We start from the raw sequence: 17219 nt of genomic DNA on the forward strand, positions 1-17219 counted from the left end.
ACACCTTGATCACGTGCAGTGACGTCGAGCGTGTCCCTGTGGACAACGACTAGGCGGTCTGGGAAAGGGCGACCGAGAGGCCCAGGGTGAGGGCCATGACGAAGAGCTCGAAGCCGACGATCTTCCAGAAGCCGCGGCCGCTCTCGAGCAGGTTGTCGACGGCCTTGCGGCGGCGCAGCGCGGCGGCGACGATCAGGACGACGAACACGGCGATCTTGGCCACCAGGAGCGGACCGTACGAGTCCGCGGTGACGGCGTCCAGCGCGCCGTCCCAGCCGCCGCCCTTCGCCGCGAGCCGGCCGGCGGCGCTGATCAGGCCGCTCAGCAGGACGGTGACCGACGAGATCAGCGCGACCTGGTTGAACCGCTCGAGCACGATCCTCAGGCCCGTGCGACTGGCCCGGCCGTACCGCACCAGCCCCGCGAGTCCGCCGATCCAGGTGGTCGCCGCGATGACGTGGAACACCAGGGCCGCACCTGCCAGGACGACGTACGACTCGTTGCGCGGGTACGCCGTGACCGCGGTCGGGATCAGCGCGGTGATCGCGACGACCACGCCCAGCCCGGCCGCCGACGACGTCTGGACCCGGCGGATGCCGATGGCCAGCGCGACCACGAGGATGCCGGTGATCAGCAGCGCCTTGACCTCCGGTACGCCGAGCGCGTCGTCCAGCCGGAGCCGGAGCAGGTCGACCGGGGTGTCGAGCAGGATCGCCGCGGTGACGACCGCGCCGGCGAACGCGCAGACCGCCCAGATGATCGCCGAGTTGCTCGCGTCCCGCACCGCCCGCCGGCCCTGGACCCCGAGCGACCCGCCCTCGATCCGGAGCAGTACGACGGCGGCCAGCAGAGCACCCGCACAGCCGACGGTCGCCAGCGTCGCGACCAGCCGGAGGAGCGGCAGCAGCCAGCCCACGAACAGGCTCGGGCCGCCGATCCCACCGATGTCACGCGGCTCGCTGTCCGCCGCGAACAACGCGATCACCAGCGCCACCGAGGCGATCAGGACCGCGCTCGCGCCACCCGCGAGCAGGCGTCCGGGCATGCGGTGCCGGGCAGCGCGGGTCGCCATCACGGGGCGATTCTGCCGGGAGGAAGCAGCACGCGAGTCACTATAGGGTCAGCCGGAGGTGGGCCACCCGGCCCGACACCATCTCGTGATGAGGGGTGCCGGGCAACGATCAGGCGTCAGTGCTGCGAGGAGTGCTTCGGCTCACTGTCCGTCGGCGTACCGGCGCCGTCCTGCGCCGTCGCGGCGTCATCCTGCACGGGCGCGGCATCAGCCTTCGTCGGGCCGCCCGTCGCCTTCGGACCGGCCGTCGCCTTCGGACCGGCATCGCCAGCCGGGTCCGGTGAGCTGTCCGCGCTCGCTGGGCCGTCGGACGGTGCTCGGTCGCGCGCAGCATCGGGGTCGTCGAAGTCGATCTTCTTCAACTGCTTGCCCATGTTGCGCATCAGCAGCGCCATGGCGGCACCGAGCGCGAGCACGATCAGCAGCGCGACCCAGCCGGGGCGCACCGAGTTCGGGTCGATCTCGGTCGTCACAAGGGTGGTCATCGCTGTCACGCCACCAGTCTCTCACTGTCCGGACTTCCTTCCCCACCCGACCTGATGGCGCGCGTCAGCGCAGCCCCGCGAACAGGTCGTTCTCGGGCAGGCCGGACTCGACCAGGCTCCGGGCCAGCTCGTAGTCCTCGGTCGGCCAGGCCTCCTGGTGGACCTCCAGCGGAACGGCGAACCAGGCGCCGTCCGGATCGATCTGGGTCGCGTGCGCCAGCAGGGCCTTGTCCCGGGTGGCGAAGTACTCCGCGCACTCGACCCGGGTGGTGATCCGGCGCTCGTTCTCCGGGTCCGGCTTCCAGTCCTGCAGGCGCTCGGCGTACGGCGACTCCAGGCCGCGGGCGATCATCGCGTCGTGCAGCGCCTTCATCCGCTCCCGGTGGAAGGTGTGGTGGTAGTACAGCTTCAGCGGCTGAAACGGCTCGCCGAGCTCCGGGTACGCGTCCTTGTCGCCGGCCGCCTCGAACGCGGCCACGGTGATCTGGTGGCACATCACGTGGTCCGGGTGCGGGTAGCCGCCGTTCTCGTCGTACGTCGTCACGACCTGCGGACGGAACTCGCGGATCAGCTTCACCAGCGGGGCGGCCGCGTCCTCCACCTTCTGCGCGGCGAAGCAGCCCTCCGGCAGCGGTGGCAGCGGGTCGCCCTCCGGGAAGCCCGAGTCGACCCAGCCCAGCCACTCCTGCCGGATGCCGAGGATCTCCCGGGCCGCGTCCATCTCCTTGCGGCGGATCTCGGTGATGTTCTCGAGCACGTCGGGCCGGTCCATCTTCGGATTCAGGATGGATCCGCGTTCCCCGCCGGTACACGTCGCGACCAGGACTTCGACCCCTTCGGCGACGTACCGGGCGGTCGACGCGGCGCCTTTGCTCGACTCGTCATCTGGGTGGGCATGTACATGCAGCAACCGAAGATCTCCACTCACAAGACACAATGGTCCTCCAAGCCCGGCCCATCCCCACGACCGACCCCCTGGACCCTGCGTGAGCGACTCGACCGACCCCACCCCTTCAGCCTCTCCACCGGCCACCGGTAGCCGTCCTTCGGAGCCCGCCGGCGCCGACCTCGACGCTCGCTACGGACGGTCCGGTACGTCGCGCCGCCCGGTGATCATCGGCGTGGTCGCGGTGATCGTGGCCGTCGGGCTGGCGTGGCTGGTCTGGGCCGCCCTCGTGGGGTCGAACCCGCCGGTGACGTCGCGGCTGATCGGCTTCGAGATCACCTCGCCGACGTCCGCGAAGGCGACCGTCGAGATCGACAAGCGCGAATCCACCGAGGCGAGCTGCCGGCTGCAGGCCAAGGCCGCCGACTTCTCCATCGTCGGCGAACTGACCGTCACCGTCCCCGCCGACTCCCCCCGCCACCAAACCCTGACCCCCACCCTCACCACCCAACGCCCAGCCACCTCAGTAGTCCTGATCGGCTGCACCACCCCGGACAGCCCCCGACCGCACTGACGTCTCAGGAAGAGCCGTCGTACTTCTTGATCGCCGCGACAAGTGCGGTCTCGGTGACTTTGAGGTGTTTGCGGATGACCTGTTCCCGGGTTCCGGGGTCGTCGGGGCCCTTCGCGAGGTCGGCGTACAGCGCGTTCAGCGTGGCGAGGCCGTACTTGCTCACCAGATACTCCACGACGATCCAGCTGACGCCGTAGCTGTCCTCGTCGTACTCACCGTGGAAGACACCGTCGATCGGGAGCACCACGAGGGACGGGATCGCCTCGCTCAGTAGCTCCTGACGCCACTCGTCGACCTCGTCCTCGTTCCCACTCTGCTCGGCGAGGCGTTGCTCGACGTACATCGCGAACCCCTCCACGAGCCAGGTCGGTGCCGCGTTCCCCAGCGTCTTGTGGGCCGCGTGCGTGAACTCGTGCGCGAGCAGCATCCGGTCCGACCTGGTCCGCCAGGTCGGGTTGATGACCACCCGGCTGCCGGTGACCTTGAACTCCGTCGCCTCCGGATTCGCCGGCGTGTAGTTCGTTACCGCGACCGCGGCCGCGAGGTGTCCACCGGTCTGCCACTCAGGATCAATCGACCGGCGGTCGGACATCGCGATGACCACGATCCCCGGCACGGCGCGCCGGGCCGCCGACCGCACCGCCGGTAGGGCCGCCTGCGCCTCGCGGGCGAGTCGTTCCCCGTTGGCGCGCTCACCGGCCGGGACGATGACGAGTACGCCGGGTTTGCGTGCCACCTCGATCGCACCGAGGTCCCAGGGCTCGCGGTAGGCGTTGAGATCCGTCTCGGCGGCCAGGTCGTCATCGTCGACCAGGAGCCAGCGGCCGTGGCGTTCCGCGAAGGTGTAACCGAGCGGTACGGCGCGCGGTGCCGGGTCGATGCCGGCGATCTGGACCTGCATGAGGACGCGCACCGCCCGGGCAGTCGGTCCGTGCTGCGGCTGCGGTTCCGGCGCCCAATTGGCGTCGATCTGGTAGCTCACCCGGCTGAGGCCGAGCTTCCGCAGGTTGGAGAACACCAACTGCTCCCGCTGCCGAAGCTTCCGGTTCCCGGGGTCGAGGTCCTGGAGGTACTGCGGAAGCCGGCCGGACAGCACCGCCGAGGCCCTGGCCGTCAGGATGGGGGTGACGGCGGCGGAGAGTTGTTCCTCGGGAGACGGCGCGGAGGCGGTCGCCGTCGGCGTCGTACTCGCTGACCTGTCCGCCTCGCCACCGGACTCCTGCCGGCCGATCACCGCCCACGTCGCCGCCGCGGCCGTCACCGCGAGCACGGCGGCACCTGCGGTCCACAGCGACCGGCGCTTGCCCCGCTTCGTGGATTCGGTCGCCTGCGTCGGCTCGTCTGTCATCGCTGTCCCCCAGCTTGGTGGTCCCCCGCGGCCGGGCAACGACGATCCGGCCGGCAAAGACTACGCCAGGCCGGACGCCCACGCTCGCCGCGAAATGTCCACCATGCGGAAAACTGCAGGTCGAAGGCGGGCGGCAATCGGTTGCCAGCCGGCGGGCGCAGTCTGTGGAAAAACCGGGCGGCAAGCGGTTGCCGACCGTTTGTGGCGGTGGAGAACTGTGGGGTTCTGGGCCGGATCTTGCTAGGCTCGTTGGATTGGTCGCCGTCGACGACGGCGGCCAAGAGCATTTTCTGCCCATCCCACCGACACAAGGAGCAGCCCGTGACGCAGAGGATCGAAGAGGACAGCGTTGTCTGGCTGACGCAGGATGGTTACGACCAGCTGAAGTCCGAGCTCGAGCACCTCAAGGGCCCCGCCCGTGCCGAGATCACCCAGCGCATCAGCGAGGCCAGGGACGAGGGCGACCTCAAGGAGAACGGTGGCTACCACGCCGCCAAGGACGAGCAGGGCAAGATCGAGGCGCGCATCCGGCAGCTGGAGGACATGCTGCGCCGCGCCCGGGTCGGCGAGACCCCGAAGGCCGGCGCGAAGATCGGGCCGGGGATGAAGGTGTCGATCAAGTTCGCCGGTGACGACGACGTCGAGACGTTCCTGCTCGGCTCCCGCGAACTGCTCGCCCTGGACGCGTCGGTCGACATCGACGTGTACTCGCCGCAGTCCCCGCTGGGATCCGCGATCCTCGGGAAGAAGAAGGGCGACAAGGCCACCTACGAGGCCCCCAACGGCAAGGACGTGACCGTAGAGATCGTCAGCGCCGAACCCTTCACCGGCTGACCCACCCCAGCTTCCCAGCGCCCCGGTGGAAATCCACCGGGGCGCTGGTCGTGGTGCCGGTCAGCTCTGGCGTCTGGAAGGCGCGAAGAGTTCCAGCTGGATGTTGTCGTGGTCGCGGAAGACGAGGACAGAGGCGTACGGCTCGTCGGCGATCGGCGACTGGGTCAGGGGCTTGTCGGCGGTGTCGGAGCGGACCACGCCGTGCGCCTCCAGGTGATCCTGCCACTGCTCGAGGTCAGCCCTGCTGCCGACGGCGAAGCCGACGTGGTCGAGGCCGGTGGCGGTCTCCTGGCACAGCCTGCCGTCGTTGCCGTCATGGTGGTGCAGGGCGATCATCAACTGCTGGTCGGCGTCGGCCAGGATGCGGCCGACTCCGCCTTCGTGCGGGATGTCGAGCACCGGTTCGACACCGAACACGTCGCCGTACCACTGGACGCTGGCGTCCAGGTCGGTCACGGTCAGAGCGAGGTGGTGCAAGCTGGGCCGGGTCACGCTGGTCATGGTTCCCCCTTGTTCTCCTGGGTTTTCCCGCTCCTGGTCTGGGCGAGGAACATCCGCGTGACGTCCTCGGCGAGCCGGGTCCACCGGTCGCCACCGGGGTCGTTGGAGATCTGCTGGTCGACCAGACCGGTGGTCACCGCCGTCCAGATGTCGACGTTCCGCGGATCGTGCACGCCGTTGCGTGCGAGGAGTTCGCGGGAGGCGTCAAGAGCCCGCACCGCCAACCCGTAGGACTCCTGCGACGGCCTGAAACCGGGCACCGCGTGCTGGAAGAGCAGCTGATACCGCGGTACGTCGGCGACGCAGAACGCGATGAACGCCCGGATGTCGGCGAGCAGGTCCTGCTCCGGATCGTCCGTCACCGGCAGCGCGGCCTTCAGGTCGAGGAACGCCTGCGCCGCCTGGGCGAACATCGCGTCCAGGATGGCGTTCTTGGACTCGAAGTACGCGTACACCGTCGGCGTGGTGATACCTGCCCGCCGCGCGAGCTCACGCAGCGACAACGCGGCCAGGCCCTGCTCCCCCACCAGCTCCCAGGCGGCGTTCAGGACCGCGGCCCGGGCGTTCTCCCGCCGCGCCTCCCGCCAGTTCGCCGCCGGTTTCTTTAACACAGTTCGAAGTATTTGCACGCCGTACAAATCTTGTCAACGGTTCGGACGTGCGACGGCGGCCGGACGCGAGGTCCGGCCGCCGTGAGTGCTCGCTTCAGTGGCTCGTGGCGCTGCGGTATTTGCGGACTGCGAGGGGGGCGAAGATACCGATGATCACCGCGCACCAGATCAGGGAGAGCCAGACCGGGTGCTGGGCCGGGAAGCCGTCCGGGCTGGCGAACGGGGACGGGTTGCCGAACAGGTGCCGGCAGGCGGCGACGATCGAGGAGATCGGGTTCCACTCCGCCACCGGTTGCAGGCCGCTCGGCAGGTTCGGCGTCGGGACGAAGGCGTTCGACAGGAAGGTCAACGGGAAGAGCCAGATCAGCCCCGCCGAGGCGGCCACCTCCGGGCTGCCGACCGACAGGCCGATCAGCGCACCGACCCACAGCATGGCGAACGCGAACAGCAGCAGGATCCCGAACGCCGCCAGCGCCTGACCGAAGCCGTTGTGCCACCGCCAGCCGACGATGAACCCGCAGACCACCATCACGACCATCACGAACGCGTTGAACACCAGGTCACCGATCACCCGCCCGGCGATCACGCCGGACCGCGCCATCGGCAGCGACCGGAACCGGTCGATCAGCCCCTTCGACATGTCGTCGGCCAGCCCGACACTCGAGGAGGCGACCGCGAACGCCATCGTCTGCGCGAAGATCCCGGACATCAGGAACTCGCGGTACGCCTGCGCCCCGGGGAAGCCGGGGATCGGGATCGCGTTGCCGAACACGTACGCGAACAGCAGCACGAACATGATCGGCTGGATCGTCGCGTAGATCAGCATGTCCGGCGTCCGCGGGATCCGCTTCAGGGTCCGCCACGCCAGCACGCCGGCGTCCGTCACCGCCCGGCCGACCGGATTCACCCGCTCCGGCGCGTCGCCCGGCGTACGCTCGACCGTCGCGCTCATACCAGCTCCTCCTTCTGCTCGGCCTCGTGCCCGGTCAGGGTGAGGAACACGTCGTCCAGCGTCGGCCGCCGCAGCCCGATGTCGGCGATCCGGATGCCGGCCGCGTCGAGGGTGCGGATCACGTCGACCAGCGAGCTCGACCCGCCCGGCGCCGGCACGGTGACCCGCCGGCTGTGCTGGTCCAGCGTGGTCGCGTCCGGGTCGGTGATCCCGAGCGCACCCGTGAGCAGCTCGAGCGCGCGCTCGGCCTCGCCCTGATCGTGGACGACGACCTCGATCCGCTCGCCACCGACCTTCGCCTTGAGCTCGTCCGCCGTACCGCGGGCGATCACCGAACCGTGGTCGACCACCGCGATGCTGTCGGCCAGCTCGTCGGCCTCCTCCAGGTACTGCGTGGTCAGCAGAATCGTCACGCCTTCGCTCACCCGGTCACGGATGATCTGCCACAGGTCGAGGCGACTGCGCGGGTCGAGCCCGGTGGTCGGCTCGTCCAGGAACAGCACCTTCGGGTGCGCGATCAGTGAACCGGCCAGGTCCAGCCGGCGCCGCATGCCGCCGGAGTACGTCTTCAGGATCCGGTCGGCCGCCTCGGTCAGGTCGAAGACCTCCAGCAGCTCCTCGGCCCGTTGTTTCGCCTGCTGGGTGCTCAGCCGGTAGAGCCGGCCGAACATCCACAGGTTCTCCCGGCCGGTGAGCAGCTCGTCGACCGCGGCGTACTGACCGGACAGGCCGACCAGCGACCGGACCGTGTCCGCCTCCTTGACGACGTCGTGCCCGAGCACGCGCGCAGAGCCCTCCTCGGGCTCCATCAGTGTGGTGAGGATCCGGACCGTCGTGGTCTTGCCCGCACCGTTCGGCCCGAGCAGGCCGAGGACACTCCCTTCCGGCACGTCGAGGTCGATCCCGTCGAGTGCCTTCACCGTGTTCTTCCTGGACCTGAACGTCTTCACGAGGCCGGTCGCCTCGATTGCAGCCATGCCGCACGTCCCCCTTCTGGATGTGACGCAGGCCACCATCCTGTCGGAGGCCGCCGACAGTTTCGAGGCTTTTATCCCTGAGCTAACCCTGAGCGTGAAGTTGAGTCCTAAGGACTCAACTTTGTTGACAGTTGAGTCGACAGCGCTCAACTTGGCACCTACGGTCCGGGTATGAGCCCGAGCATCCTGCGCCATCCCGACTTCCGCCGCCTCTGGATCGCGGACCTGCTCAGCCAGCTCGGCACCCGGCTGAGCATGATCGCGATCCCCCTGCTCGCCGTCCTCACCCTCGACGCGACGACGTTCGAGGTCTCCCTGCTACGCACCTGCGAGACGGCTGCCTGGCTGCTGCTCGGCCTGTTCGCCGGCGCCTGGGTCGACCGGGTCCGCTGCCTGCCCGTTCTGGTGTTCGCCGATCTCGGGCGGGCGGTGCTCTTCGGCTCGATCCCGGTCGCCGCCCTGTTCGGCGTACTGACTCTGACGCAGTTGTACGTCGTACTCGTGCTGACCGGGGTCCTGTCCGTGCTCTTCGACGTGGCGCACAGCTCCTACCCACCGCGGTTGCTGGAGCCGGACCAGCTGCTGCCGGGCAACGCCAAGCTGGCCGCCAACCACTCCGTCGGCGCCGTGGTCGGAGCCGGGGCGGGCGGCGTACTCGTCCAGTGGATCGGTGCGGCGGTCACCATCGGGGTGGACGCCCTCAGCTTCCTGTGGTCGGCGATCTGGCTCCGCTCGATCCGTACGCCGGAACCCCGGCCGGTCAAGCCGGAGCGGCCGAACCTGCGACGCGAGATCGCCGACGGCATGCGCTACGTGTTCGGGCACCCGCTGCTGCGGCCGATCGCGCTGAACACCGCGGCCACGATGCTGTTCCAGGCCGCCGCCGGCGCGGTGATGATCGTGTTCCTCGTCCGGGAGATCCACCTGCAGCCGAGCACGATCGGCGTACTGAGCATGATCGGCCTGGCCGGTGCGATCGTCGCGTCCGGCCTGACCGAGAAGATCAGCACCCGGTACGGCGACGCGCGCACCCTGCTCGTGTCGTCGACGGGGATCGGCGTCGCGTTCACGCTGCAGGCGCTGACCGGGCCGGGCTGGCAGGTGAGCTGGTACGTGCTCGCCACCCTGCTCGCGGGCTTCTGCATCATCGTCAGCTACATCCTGCAGGTCAGCATCCGGCAACGCGTCTGCCCGCCGGAGCTGCAGGGCCGAGTCAGCGCCACCATGAGCTTCGTCGGCTGGGGCGCCGCTCCTCTGGGCAGCCTCCTGGGCGGGCTGTTGGGCACGGCCTTCGGCCTGCGCGCCACCCTCTGGATCGCCGGCCTGACCTCACTCGCCGGCACCGCGTTCCTCTATTTCTCCCCGTTCCGCACGCTGCGAACGGTGCCCACCACCGTCAGCCCGACCGAGAGCCGGGGCTGAACACAGCCGACGGGGAGCTTGAACACGTTATTTCGTGTGCAAGCCCCCCACCAGGTGTTCAAGGCCCCGAGAGTCGGCGGGGGTCAGTCGGAGATGATCTGGGCGGTGCCTACGAGGACCTCGACGTCGAGGGCGGCTCGGCCCCGGCCGATTTCCACGTCCTTGGACTGGCCGGTGACGGCGCCGGCCCAGGAGACGCGGCCGAGCTGGGACTCGGTGTGCACGCGTACGTCGGAGCCGCGGCGCAGGTTGACGTTGGCGGCGCCGGACTCGACGCGTACCCGGGACCGGCCCTTGGTGATCTGGGCGTCGAGATTGGCCGAACCCGCCTGAACCAGCAGGTCGATCGGGCCGGCCACGTCGGTGACCTTCGCGGTGCCGGCGGTCACGCGGACCCGGGTCAGACCGGGCAAGCGCTCGGCGTGGACGCTGCCGCCGGTGACCTCGACCTCGACGTGCAGGCTCGGGTTCACCCGGATGGACAGCTCCCTGGCCAGGCCGTTCACGTGCGACTTCAGGTTGGTCGGGTTGCGCAGCATGCTGAACCCGTCGATCGAGACGCCCATGTCGCCCTCGCTGCTGATCGCGAGGGTGTCGCCGTCGCGCTTGATCACGTGCGGTCCGTCCACCGCGACGCCGTTGATCGCCGGTTCGCCGATCAACCGGACGCGGCGTCCGATCGCCCGTACCGTCACCCGCTGGACACCCGCCGGCATCGGCACGTTGCTGTGCTCCTCCTCGACTTCTTCAACCTCCGCGGGCGCCTCGTCCACGACACTGTCCTGCACGTCGCTCTCGCCCACCGGCTCGACGACTACGGCCTCAGGCGCCGACGCCGGCTCGGCAGACTTCGGCGGCTCGGCGGCCGGCGACGGGTCCGCGGTCGGCGACGCCTCGGTGGACGGCGCCGGGTCAGCGGTCGGTGTCGGGTCTGCGGTCGGTGTCGGGGCGGAGGTCGCGGCGGCGTGCCGGCCCGCGGGTGCGGTGTCGGCGGCGTCCGGGGAGTCGACCGCGTCCGCCCAGACGGACGGCGACGGCAGGTCGTCCGCCGACGGCCACCCGGTCTTCCCCGCCGAGTCCGAGCCGGTCTTGTCCTCCGAGTCCGAGTCGGTCGCGTCCGGGGACTGCGATCCGGCGGTCGGCGAGGTCGCGGCGTCAGGCTCTTGAGCGACCGGACCGTCGACCGGTGCGGTCTCGCCCGTCCCGGCCGAGGTCGGCTGGAGGGCGGCGATCAGCGTGGCGCCTTCCGCGGTGGACAGGTGGCCCTTGGCGACCCGGTCGAGGATGTCCCGGACGCGCCGGTCGTAGTCGCTCTCGTTGCTCATGCCCCCAGTCCAGCACCCGGAGGGTCCGAAACCAATCGGGGATCGCCCCGAACCACGACGAACCCACCCTGAACGGACAGCAGTGCGGGCCACCCCGCGGCCCGCACTGCCCGTTCTCTATCACTTCACAGCCCGACGAGGGCTGGTTGTTGTCAGGCGGCCGGAGTCATCTCCTCCTTGGCCAGTTCCTTCTGTACGGCGGCCAGCTCGGCAGCCTCGATCGCCTCGGCCTCCCGCCGGGCCCGCAGACCCCGCAGACCGGTGAGCGCGATCACCAGACCCAGCGCGGAGATGCCGGTGACGACGGCGAGACCTGGCTTGTACGCCGAGAGCATCCCGGCCGTCGTGGTCACGCCGGCCGACTGGCTGCTGATGACGGCGGTCACGATCGCGAGCACGACCGCGCCACCGACCTGGTTGGAGGTGTTGAACAGCCCGGACGCCAGTCCCTGCTCGTGGTCCGGGACGCCGGACACCGCCTGGATGTTCAGCGCCGGGAACCCGATCGCGAACCCGAGGCCGATCAGCATGATGGTCGGGAACACGGTCGAGAAGTACGCCGACTCCGGCCCGATCCGCAGCGACAGCGCGTACCCGGCGACGAACAGCGCCATCGCGGCCACGATCATCGTCTCGGTGCCGATCCGGTCGGCCAGCTTGCCCGCGTTCGGCGACAGCGTCGCCACCAGCAGGCCGGCCGGCAGGAAGGCGAGCGCGGTCTCGAACGACGACCAGCCGAGCAGGTTCTGCAGGTACAGCGTGCCGATCAGCTGGAAGGCGACGTACGCCCCGAAGACCGTCAGGATGGCCAGGTTGGCCCGGCGCAGCGACGCGTTGCGCAGGATCCCGAGCCGGACCAGCGGATGCTTCGACCGCAGCTCGATCGCGACGAACGACGCCAGCAGTACGGCGGCCAGCGCGAACATCCCGATCGTCTGGAACGACACCCAGCCGGCGTGCTCCGCGCCGACGACGGCGTACACCAGTGACAGCATGCCGGCGGTCACGGTGATCGCGCCGGGGACGTCGTACCCGCCGACGGCGTTGTCGCGCGGGCTGTTCGGGATGAGCTTGATCGCGAACAGCAGCACGATCAGGGCGACCGGGCCGGGGGCCAGGAAGGTCCAGCGCCAGCCGACCTCGGTCAGCGCGCCGCCGAGGATCAGGCCCATCGAGAAGCCGCTGGCGGCGCAGGTGGTGAAGATGCTGAGGGCGCGGTTGCGGTCCGGGCCCTCGTGGAAGGTCGTGGTGATGATGGAGAGCGCGGCCGGCGCGGTGAACGCGGCGGCGACGCCCTTGACGAACCGCGCGGCGATGAGCAGTTCGGGGCTGGTGGCCAGTGAGCTCAGCATCGAGACCACGGCGAACACCGCGAGCGCGACCAGGAACACTCGGCGGCGGCCGAGCAGGTCGGCGGCACGCCCGCCGAGCAGCAGCAGGCCGCCGTACCCGAGCACGTAGCCGGTCACGACCCACTGCAGGGAAGAAAGGGGAACGCCCAGGTCGGCGCCGATGGACGGCAGGGACATGCCGACCATGGACACGTCCAGGCCGTCGAGGAAGATCACGCCGCAGACCACCAGAAGCGCGCCCCAGAGGCGCGCGTCCCAGGTCATGCGGGCCGGTGATGTGGTTTGCGTAGTCACGAGGGGAGACTATTCCATGCACGTGCATCTAATGTCTAGGCATTAAATGCGTTTGCATAGATTGCGTATGCATGATAACGTCCCCTCCATGACCGCCACGAAGGTCAGCGCCGGCCCTGGTGAGACCAGCGCTGATGTCAGGGAATGGCGTGAGCTGCTGGCCCGGCACGCCGACCTGACCTGCGCCCTCGACCGGGCCCTGCAGGCGGGTCACGAGCTCGGCATGAGTGAGTACGAGGTGCTCGAGCGGCTCGCCGAGCTGCCCGAACAGTCCGCGAAGGTGCAGACCATCGCGAAGTCGGTGCATCTCAGCCAGAGCGCGTTGTCGCGCGTGATTGGCCGGCTGGAGACCGCGGGTCTGGTCGAGCGGCACATGTGCCCCGAGGACCGTCGCGCCGTGAACGTCCGGCTCACCGAGGCAGGCCTGCGCCGCCAGACCGAGGCCCGGCCGACCCAGCGCCGCGTGCTCGCGGAGCGCCTGCACGCACCACTCGCCAAGACCTGCCAGCCCCTACCATCGGTGGATGGCTGACGAATCGCCCCTGACCGCCGACGAAGCCCGCGAGATCGTCGCGGACCTGCAGCGCATCGTCACGCCGGCCGGCATCCAGGAGAGCTACCAGCTCACAGCCGGAGGCGTCGACCACTGGGTCTACGCCCGCGGCCAGGATCGCTCGAATCCGGTGATCCTCTTCGTGCACGGCGGCCCGGCGTCGCCGCTGGCACCGACGTGGTGGCAGTTCCAGCGGCCGGTCGAGGAGTACTTCACCGTCGTCACGTACGACCAGCGCGGCGCCGGCCGCACCTTGCACACCACCGACCCCGACTCGATCGCGGACACCTTGCGGATCTCGCAGTACGTCGAGGACGCGATCGAGCTCGCCGAGCGGGTCAAGGACCGGTACGGCGTCCGCAAGGTGATCCTGATGGGTCACAGTTGGGGCACCGTGATCGGCATGTCCGCGGCCCTCGCCCGGCCCGACCTGTTCCACGCGTACGTCGGCATCGGCCAGGTGATCAACTCCCGGACGAACGAGGAGCTGTGCTTCCGGTACGCCGTCGACCAGGCCGAACGGCACGGTCACACCGAGGCTCTGGAGGAGCTCGCGTCGATCGCGCCGTACCCGGGCGACGAACCGCTGACCAGGGAGCGGATCATCGTCGCCCGGCGGTGGGCCCAGTACCGGGGCGGCCTGAGCGCCTACCGGGACGACTCGCTCTACTTCTTCCAGGGGCCGCTGCTCTCCCCCGAGTACACGCTGGACGAGACGGACACCATTGCTGAGGGCAACCAGTTCACCCTCGGCCGGGTCCTCGACGAGCTGCTCGAGGTCGACTTCACGGCGGTCACCGAGTTCCCCGTTCCGGTGCTGATGTTCATGGGCCGGCACGACTACACGACGCCGTCGCAGCCGCCCGCCGACTGGATCGACAAGGTCGAGGCGCCGTACAAGCAGGCCGTCTGGTTCGAGAACTCGGCGCATCTCGCGCCCTGGGAGGAGCCGGGCAAGACCCTCGTCAGCCTGTTGACCTACGTACGGCCGCTGGCATTCGACTGATCACTCGCGGACGGCGCCTTCCAGCATGCCGGCGATGAAGTGCCGTTGGAGGAACGCGTAGACGAGGACGACCGGCGTACCGACGATCACCGCGCCGGCGGCGAGCAGGGTGAAGCCGGACGTGTACTGACCGGAGAAGAACGCCAGGCCGAGCGGTGCGGTCCGCAGCGACTCGCTCGTCACCATCACCAGCGGGATGAGGAACTCGTTCCACGTCCACATGAACACCAGCACGACCAGCGTCACCAGCGCGGGCCGGGCCGGTGGCACCAGCACCTGCCACAGCGTCCGCCAACTGCCGGCGCCGTCCAGCCGTGCCGCCTCCACCATCGACCGGGACGCGGACCGGAAGTACGCCCGCATCCAGAAGGTGCCGAAGGCAACGGACTGGGCGACCTGCGGCAACGCGACCGCCCAGAAGGTGTCGGTCAGCCCGAGCGTGCGCAGGTCGAAGTACAGCGGTACGACGATCGCCTCGGTCGGCATCATGATCCCGAGCAGGAACAGGTAGAACAGCACCCCGGCGCCGCGGAACCGCATCGTGCCGAACGCGTACCCGCTGAGAATCGAGAGCAGCACGCTGACCACCACGACCGTCACCGAGACCGCGACACTCATCCGCAGGTAGGTGCCGAAGTGCCCGATCTCCCACGCCTTGCCGAAGTTCGCGAACCCGCTCGACCCGCTGCCCGCGTCGTCACGACCGAGCGCGGCCACCAGGATCGTCACGATCGGCCCGAGCGCGAACAGTCCGAAGACGGCCAGCAGCGCGTAGTTGCCGATCCGCTCGGCCGCCGACGCCCTCACGCAGTGCTCCGATCCGCCAGCCGGTTGACGCCCAACGTGATCACGAAGATCAGCACGGTCAGACAGACCCCAATCGCCGCCGCCGAACCGACCTGCCCAAGCTCGAACGCCCGGTGGTAGACCTCGTACGACGGGACGCTGGTCGAGGTCCCCGGGCCGCCGCTCGTGGTGATGTAGACCAGGTCGAACGTTCGTAGTGCGGCGATCACGGTCAACGTCACCGCGACCGCGATCTCACCGCGGACCGCCGGCAGCACGACCGCGAAGAACTCCGACACCGGCCCGGCACCGTCGAGCCGGGCGGCCTCGTAGCGCTCCCGGGGAATGCGCGACATCCCGGCGAGCAGCAGCACCGTCACCAGCCCGGTCTCGAACCACGTGCCGATCACGCCGACCGCCGGCAGGGCGAACGTGTAGTCCCCGAGCCAGCCGCGGGCGACCCCGTCCAGCCCGACCGCCCGCAGTACGTCGTTCAGCGGGCCGTCGGGCGCGTAGATGTGGCGCCAGGCAACGGCCACCACGACCATCGCAACCACCTGCGGCAGGAACACGATGGTCCGGAAGAACCCGAGCCCGCGTACGCGGGCCCGCTGCAGCACCGAGGCCAGCGCGAGCCCGATCAGCACCGGGAGGACCGCGTAGAACACGATCAGCACCAGCGCGTGCCCGAACGCGGCCCGCAGTCCGGCGTCCCGGACGACGTCCGCGTAGTTGCTCAGGCCGACGAACTTCGCCAGCGTGATCCCGTTCCACTCGAACAGCGACAGGTGCACCGCACGCATCAACGGGTAGAGCAGGAAGGCGCCGTACACGAGCAGCGCCGGCAGGACGTACAGGTACCCGATCCGGCGCGGCTCGCCGGGCGGTGCACTCACTTGCCGGCGAACTTGGCGTAGTCGGCCTCGAGCTTGGCCAGGAACTGCTGCGGGGTCGCCTTCTTCGCGAGCAGGTCCTGCAACGCCGCGCCGATGGTGTCGTACATGGTCGGCGTCGCGTAGTCGAGGTACGGCACCAGGGCCTCCTTGCCGACCGCCGTACCGAAGCTGCTGAAGATGTCACTGGCCAGCCCGGGCGGAGCCTGCTGCTCCGAGGTGTCGGCGATCGGCAGGTTGCCGGTGCTGGTGAGGATCTTCATCGCGTCCGGGCTGGTGATGAAGTTGATGTACGCCGCGGCCGCGTCCGCGTTCTTCGCCTTGCTGGTGATCGCGAACGGCAGCCCGGTCCCACCGGTGACGACCGGCTCGGCATCGGCCTGCTCCCCCGGCGGCAGCATGAAGCCGACCTTGTCACCGAGAGCCTTCTGCAGATCGGCCTGCAGCCAGGTCCCGGCGATCAGGAACACGCCGTTGCCCTTGCCGAAGTCCTGCCAGGCCGGGTCGTATCCCTGTCCGTTGAAGCCCTGGTTGAAGTAGCCCTTGTCCACCCAGGACACGACTGTCTCCGCGGCCTTCGTGTTCTCCGGTGTGTTCCAGGACGCTCCCGGCCGCCCGAACGCCAGCGTGGTGATCTGGTCGGCCGGCACGAACCGGTCCTGCACCGTGCCGAACACGTGGATCGCCGGCCACTTGTCCAGGTTGCCGAACTGCATCGGCACCTCACCGGCCGCCTTCGCCTTGGCCAGCGCGTCCTCGAACTCGGCCCAGGTCTTCGGCGGCTGGACGCCGAGCTTCGCCAGCTTGTCCTTGTTGTAGTAGAGGCCGACGACCTCGCCGACCTGCGGCAGGCCGTAGAGGTTGCCCTCGCCGAAGGTCTTTCCGTCGGCCGAGTAGCGCGAGTACTGCAGGACCGCGCCCGGATACCGGCTGCCCCAGTCGTAGGCCTTCGCCCACTCGTCCATCGGCACCAGCTGACCGGCCTTGACGAACTCGCCCATGTCGGAGCGGCCGTTGTTCGCCTGGACGACGTCCGGCGCGTTGTTGCCGGACAGCGCGAGCCGCAGCGTCGTCTTCAGGTCGTCGAACGACCGCGAGACCCGGTTGACCTTGATGTTCGGGTACTTCGCCTGGAACTGCTTCACCAACTCGGTCATCTGGGCCGCCTGGCCGCCGCGGACCTCCTGGTCCCAGACCGTCAGCTGGACGTCGCCGAGCGCGGCCGCGTCCGTCTTCACCGTGCTCAGCGCACTGCCGCCACCACTCGGGCTGTCGGATCCCGGCGTACAGGCCGCTGCCGTGAGCAACAAAGCTGCCGAGGCAGCGATGATCGTCTTCTTCACAAGGA

General features: G+C 69.4%; 18 protein-coding genes. 5 read left to right on the forward strand and 13 right to left on the reverse strand.

The features are described from left to right. Window positions 1-49: 49 nt before the first annotated feature. The 3 genes from ACQPYZ_RS28405 to mca all read right to left on the reverse strand — a co-directional run bounded on the left by ACQPYZ_RS28405 (window position 50) and on the right by mca (window position 2485). Window positions 50-1072 (reverse strand): CopD family protein, encoded by a 1023-nt coding sequence (locus ACQPYZ_RS28405; protein WP_433169776.1) that lies wholly within the window; start codon window positions 1070-1072, stop codon window positions 50-52. Window positions 1073-1188: 116 nt separating this feature from the next. Further along, window positions 1189-1557 (reverse strand): hypothetical protein, encoded by a 369-nt coding sequence (locus ACQPYZ_RS28410; RefSeq protein WP_433161454.1) that lies wholly within the window; start codon window positions 1555-1557, stop codon window positions 1189-1191. A gap of 64 nt (window positions 1558-1621) precedes the next feature. Next, a complete protein-coding gene (mca, locus tag ACQPYZ_RS28415) occupies window positions 1622-2485 on the reverse strand; it encodes a mycothiol conjugate amidase Mca (RefSeq protein WP_433161455.1) in 864 nt (287 codons plus the stop codon). Between the two features lie 58 nt (window positions 2486-2543). On the opposite strand from mca, the gene ACQPYZ_RS28420 reads away from it, so the two are divergent. Beyond that, window positions 2544-3017 carry a DUF4307 domain-containing protein gene (locus ACQPYZ_RS28420; RefSeq protein WP_433161456.1) on the forward strand — a complete coding sequence of 158 codons (474 nt, stop codon included), beginning with the start codon at window positions 2544-2546 and terminating at the stop codon, window positions 3015-3017. A gap of 4 nt (window positions 3018-3021) precedes the next feature. On the opposite strand, the gene ACQPYZ_RS28425 is transcribed toward ACQPYZ_RS28420, so the two are convergent. Then, on the reverse strand, window positions 3022-4365 hold the full coding sequence (locus ACQPYZ_RS28425; RefSeq protein ID WP_433161457.1) for a hypothetical protein: 1344 nt from the start codon (window positions 4363-4365) through the stop codon (window positions 3022-3024). Window positions 4366-4686: 321 nt separating this feature from the next. Here ACQPYZ_RS28425 and greA point away from each other — a divergent pair, with 321 nt between their 5' ends. Next, the gene (greA, locus tag ACQPYZ_RS28430; RefSeq protein ID WP_433161458.1) at window positions 4687-5199 is read left to right on the forward strand and encodes a transcription elongation factor GreA; all 513 of its coding nucleotides are present in this window, start codon (window positions 4687-4689) and stop codon (window positions 5197-5199) included. A 60-nt stretch (window positions 5200-5259) separates the two neighbouring features. On the opposite strand, the gene ACQPYZ_RS28435 is transcribed toward greA, so the two are convergent. The 4 genes from ACQPYZ_RS28435 to ACQPYZ_RS28450 all read right to left on the reverse strand — a co-directional run bounded on the left by ACQPYZ_RS28435 (window position 5260) and on the right by ACQPYZ_RS28450 (window position 8240). Continuing rightward, a complete protein-coding gene (locus ACQPYZ_RS28435; RefSeq protein ID WP_433161460.1) occupies window positions 5260-5700 on the reverse strand; it encodes a VOC family protein in 441 nt (146 codons plus the stop codon). After that, a complete protein-coding gene (locus ACQPYZ_RS28440; RefSeq protein ID WP_433161462.1) occupies window positions 5697-6311 on the reverse strand; it encodes a TetR/AcrR family transcriptional regulator in 615 nt (204 codons plus the stop codon). The genes ACQPYZ_RS28435 and ACQPYZ_RS28440 overlap by 4 nt, the downstream gene beginning before the upstream one ends. Window positions 6312-6405: 94 nt before the next feature. Continuing rightward, entirely contained in the window at window positions 6406-7263 is an 858-nt protein-coding gene (locus ACQPYZ_RS28445; protein WP_433161464.1) for an ABC transporter permease, read from the reverse strand. Beyond that, the gene (locus ACQPYZ_RS28450; protein WP_433161466.1) at window positions 7260-8240 is read right to left on the reverse strand and encodes an ATP-binding cassette domain-containing protein; all 981 of its coding nucleotides are present in this window, start codon (window positions 8238-8240) and stop codon (window positions 7260-7262) included. Before ACQPYZ_RS28450 ends, ACQPYZ_RS28445 begins: the two co-directional genes overlap by 4 nt. 171 nt (window positions 8241-8411) lie before the next feature. Between ACQPYZ_RS28450 and ACQPYZ_RS28455 the strand changes: the two genes are divergently transcribed. Continuing rightward, window positions 8412-9662 (forward strand): MFS transporter, encoded by a 1251-nt coding sequence (locus ACQPYZ_RS28455; protein WP_433161468.1) that lies wholly within the window; start codon window positions 8412-8414, stop codon window positions 9660-9662. 83 nt (window positions 9663-9745) lie between these two features. Here ACQPYZ_RS28455 and ACQPYZ_RS28460 read toward each other — a convergent pair whose 3' ends face one another. After that, on the reverse strand, window positions 9746-10987 hold the full coding sequence (locus tag ACQPYZ_RS28460) for a hypothetical protein (protein ID WP_433161470.1): 1242 nt from the start codon (window positions 10985-10987) through the stop codon (window positions 9746-9748). 152 nt (window positions 10988-11139) lie between these two features. Next, complete coding sequence (locus ACQPYZ_RS28465) at window positions 11140-12633, reverse strand: MFS transporter (RefSeq protein WP_433161471.1); 1494 nt, start codon at window positions 12631-12633, stop codon at window positions 11140-11142. Between the two features lie 88 nt (window positions 12634-12721). On the opposite strand from ACQPYZ_RS28465, the gene ACQPYZ_RS28470 reads away from it, so the two are divergent. Further along, a complete protein-coding gene (locus ACQPYZ_RS28470; RefSeq protein ID WP_433161473.1) occupies window positions 12722-13165 on the forward strand; it encodes a MarR family winged helix-turn-helix transcriptional regulator in 444 nt (147 codons plus the stop codon). Next, window positions 13158-14192 (forward strand): alpha/beta fold hydrolase, encoded by a 1035-nt coding sequence (locus ACQPYZ_RS28475; RefSeq protein WP_433161475.1) that lies wholly within the window; start codon window positions 13158-13160, stop codon window positions 14190-14192. The genes ACQPYZ_RS28470 and ACQPYZ_RS28475 overlap by 8 nt, the downstream gene beginning before the upstream one ends. Here ACQPYZ_RS28475 and ACQPYZ_RS28480 read toward each other — a convergent pair whose 3' ends face one another. Genes ACQPYZ_RS28480 through ACQPYZ_RS28490 form a run of 3 tightly spaced genes read right to left on the reverse strand, consistent with a single transcriptional unit; the run spans window position 14193 to window position 17214 of the window. After that, the gene (locus ACQPYZ_RS28480) at window positions 14193-14999 is read right to left on the reverse strand and encodes a carbohydrate ABC transporter permease (protein ID WP_433161477.1); all 807 of its coding nucleotides are present in this window, start codon (window positions 14997-14999) and stop codon (window positions 14193-14195) included. Further along, a complete protein-coding gene (locus tag ACQPYZ_RS28485; RefSeq protein WP_433161478.1) occupies window positions 14996-15874 on the reverse strand; it encodes a carbohydrate ABC transporter permease in 879 nt (292 codons plus the stop codon). Before ACQPYZ_RS28485 ends, ACQPYZ_RS28480 begins: the two co-directional genes overlap by 4 nt. Further along, complete coding sequence (locus ACQPYZ_RS28490) at window positions 15871-17214, reverse strand: extracellular solute-binding protein (RefSeq protein ID WP_433161481.1); 1344 nt, start codon at window positions 17212-17214, stop codon at window positions 15871-15873. Before ACQPYZ_RS28490 ends, ACQPYZ_RS28485 begins: the two co-directional genes overlap by 4 nt. Window positions 17215-17219 lie beyond the last annotated feature (5 nt).

The organism is Kribbella sp. CA-247076 (assembly GCF_050942445.1).
In the GTDB taxonomy this organism is placed as follows: Bacteria; Actinomycetota; Actinomycetes; order Propionibacteriales; family Kribbellaceae; genus Kribbella.